Annotated in this window: 2 protein-coding genes; both read right to left on the reverse strand. The window is 70.7% G+C overall.

Annotated features, from left to right (window positions below; genetic code table 11):
- Positions 1–61 precede the first annotated feature (61 nt).
- Positions 62–1,744 (reverse strand): phosphoenolpyruvate--protein phosphotransferase, encoded by a 1,683-nt coding sequence (ptsP, locus tag ACFUK0_RS39985; protein WP_380258981.1) that lies wholly within the window; start codon positions 1,742–1,744, stop codon positions 62–64.
- A 176-nt stretch (positions 1,745–1,920) separates the two neighbouring features.
- Positions 1,921–2,370: a PTS glucose transporter subunit IIA gene (locus tag ACFUK0_RS39990; protein ID WP_380258983.1), complete on the reverse strand. Its 450-nt coding sequence runs from the start codon at positions 2,368–2,370 to the stop codon at positions 1,921–1,923.
- Positions 2,371–2,900 lie beyond the last annotated feature (530 nt).

Genomic DNA, 2,900 nt, shown 5'->3' on the forward strand with positions numbered 1-2,900 from the left:
CACCCTTCGGTGGGCACCGCCCCTCTGTTCCTCTCCGCTACCACTACGCCTTCGTGTACTGCTACGCCTTCGTGCCCTCGCCGGACAGCACCTGGTGCGCGGCCGCCCGCGCCTCGTCGGCGGTGTCCGTCGCCCGGGCCGCCTCGGCCGCGCGGCGGCACTGCGCCAGCGTGTACTTGGCCAGCGCCGTCCGGACGTAGGGGATCGACGCCGAGCCCATGGAGAGGCTGGTGACGCCGAGACCGGTCAGCACACAGGCGAGCAGCGGGTCCGCAGCCGCCTCGCCGCAGACACCGCAGCTCTTGCCGGCCGCCTTCGCCGCGTCGGCGGAGAACGCGATCAGGTCCAGCAGGGCGGGCTGCCACGGGTCCTGCAGGCGGGCCAGTGCACCGACCTGGCGGTCCGCCGCGAAGGTGTACTGGGCCAGGTCGTTGGTCCCCAGCGACAGGAACTCGACCTCCTGCAGGATCGATCGCGCCCGCAGGGCGGCCGACGGGATCTCGACCATGGCGCCGAACTTGGCCTGGAGCCCGGCCTCACGACAGGCGTCCGCGAAAGCCTTGGCGTCCACCCGGTCGGCCACCATCGGGGCCATCACCTCCAGGTACACCGGCAGGCCCTCGACGGCCTTCGCCAGCGCCCGCAGCTGCGTCTGCATGACCTCGGGGTGCTCCAGCAGCGTCCGCAGACCACGCACACCCAGCGCCGGGTTCGGCTCGTCGGCGGGTGTCAGGAAGTCCAGCGGCTTGTCGGCTCCCGCATCCAGCGCCCGGACGACGACCCGGCCCTCCGGGAACGCCTCCAGCACCTTGCGGTACGCCTCGATCTGCTTCTCCTCGCTCGGCGCCTTCGCCGAGTCGTCGAGGAAGAGGAACTCGGTACGGAACAGGCCCACGCCCTCGGCACCGGCCTCCAGCGCCGCCGGCAGGTCGGCCGGCCCGCCGATGTTGGCCAGCAACGGCACCTTGTGCCCGTCCGAGGTCTGCCCCGGTCCGGACGAGGCCGACAGCGCGGCCTTCCGTTCGGCCGCCACCCGGCGCAGTTCGTCCTGCTTCTCCTGCGACGGCTCCACCAGGACGTCACCCGTGCTGCCGTCGACGGCGACGACGACACCCTCGGCGAGATCCGTCGCACCGGGCAGCGCCACCACGGCGGGCACGCCCATCGCGCGGGCCAGGATCGCACTGTGGCTCGTCGGCCCGCCCTCCTCGGTCACGAAACCGAGCACCAGCGTCGGGTCGAGGAGCGCGGTGTCGGCCGGCGCGAGGTCCCGCGCGAACAGCACGTACGGCTCGTCGCTGTCCGGCACACCCGGCATCGGCACACCGAGCAGCCGCGCCACGATCCGGTTGCGGACGTCGTCCAGGTCGGCGACCCGTCCGGCCAGGTACTCACCGGCCGAGGCCAGCAGCGCCCGGTAGGCGGCGAACGCGTCGTAGACACCGCGCTCGGCAGAGCTGCCGACGGCGATCCGGCGCCGGACGTCCGCCATCAGCTCCGGGTCCTGGGCCATCAGGGCCTGCGCCTCCAGCACGGCCTGTGCCTCACCGCCGGCCAGGTTGCCGCGGGCGATCAGGTCCGCCGCCACCGCGTCCACGGCGGCCTGCGCACGCGCCTGCTCGCGCGGCGCGTCCTCGGTCGGGATCTGGGTGGCCGGCGGCTCCAGGGCTGCGGTTCCCATGTGCCGCACCTGTCCGATGGCAACTCCGTGGCTGACACCCACGCCGCGCAGGGTCTGTTCCATGTCCAACTTCCTTTCACCCGGTCCGTTACGGACCGCTGCGCCCGGCCGGTCCTTCGGCACCCGGGGCAGGGCGTGTCCCACTCAGGTCAGTTCGGAGGCCCGGTCCCACCGGTCTCCGGCAGTGCTGCTCCGCCCCGCATCACGAGCGGGACGGAGCAGCACTGCCGTGTTCGTGCTCAGTTCCAGGTGAACAGATCGCCACCCGTGACGATCTCACCGCTCTCGGCGACCGTGCTGAGCGCCTCGGCCGAGGCCTCCAGCGCGACGATCGGAGAGATGGGGGACTTGCCGGCGGCCTCGACCGCAGCCGGGTTCCACTTGATGACCGGCTGGCCGCGGCGCACCTGGTCGCCCTTGCTGACCAGGAGCTCGAACCCTTCGCCGTTGAGCTGGACGGTGTCGATGCCCAGGTGCGTCAGCACGCCGTGGCCGTCGGCATCCATCACGACGAACGCGTGCGGGTGCATGGAGACCACGAGGCCGTCCACCGGAGCGACAGCCTCGGTCGGCTCGCGCACGGGGTCGATGGCGGTGCCGGGACCAACCATGGCGCCGGAGAAAACGGGGTCGGGCACGGCGGCGAGCCCGACGGCGCGGCCGGCCAGCGGCGACGTCACAGTGGTCATGGTGGAGCCTCCCAAATGCAGTACAGCGTGCGGCCGCGGGCCGCGGCAGGACGTCGACTGAAGCCTAAATCATGTCAACTACGGACATCTCGTGACATACCAGCACTCGATCGACATACCTGGGCCCGTCGCTCCCCGGGGTGGTCACCACGCAGGGTGAGGGTTGGGGAGTGCCAGGCGGGCTGCCTCGCGACCGCAAGTGGTCTAGTCCTCTTGCTCGACGCGCCGCACTCTACGGCATTCGAGCGAGCGCCGACCATCGCGCTGAGCAGGGGCGGGTCCCCGAAACAGGGGCCATGTGGGTGACGCTCGGTGCGCCCCGATTAGGTGTCCGGCCGGAGAAGGGCTATCGTTGCCCAGGTCGCCGCGAGGTGATGGTGAACTTCAGGTTTCAGAAACGAAACGCAGTGGTTAAGACCAGGCAAACGAATCTGCTAAGCTGAGAACACGAAAGAACGAAGCGCCCGGAGAGACCGTGAGAGCGGCTCGAAGGAAGTGTCCGTTCCTTGAGAACTCAACAGCGTGCCAAA

It is taken from the genome of Kitasatospora sp. NPDC057223, from assembly GCF_042669755.1.
Classification (GTDB): domain Bacteria; phylum Actinomycetota; class Actinomycetes; order Streptomycetales; family Streptomycetaceae; genus Kitasatospora.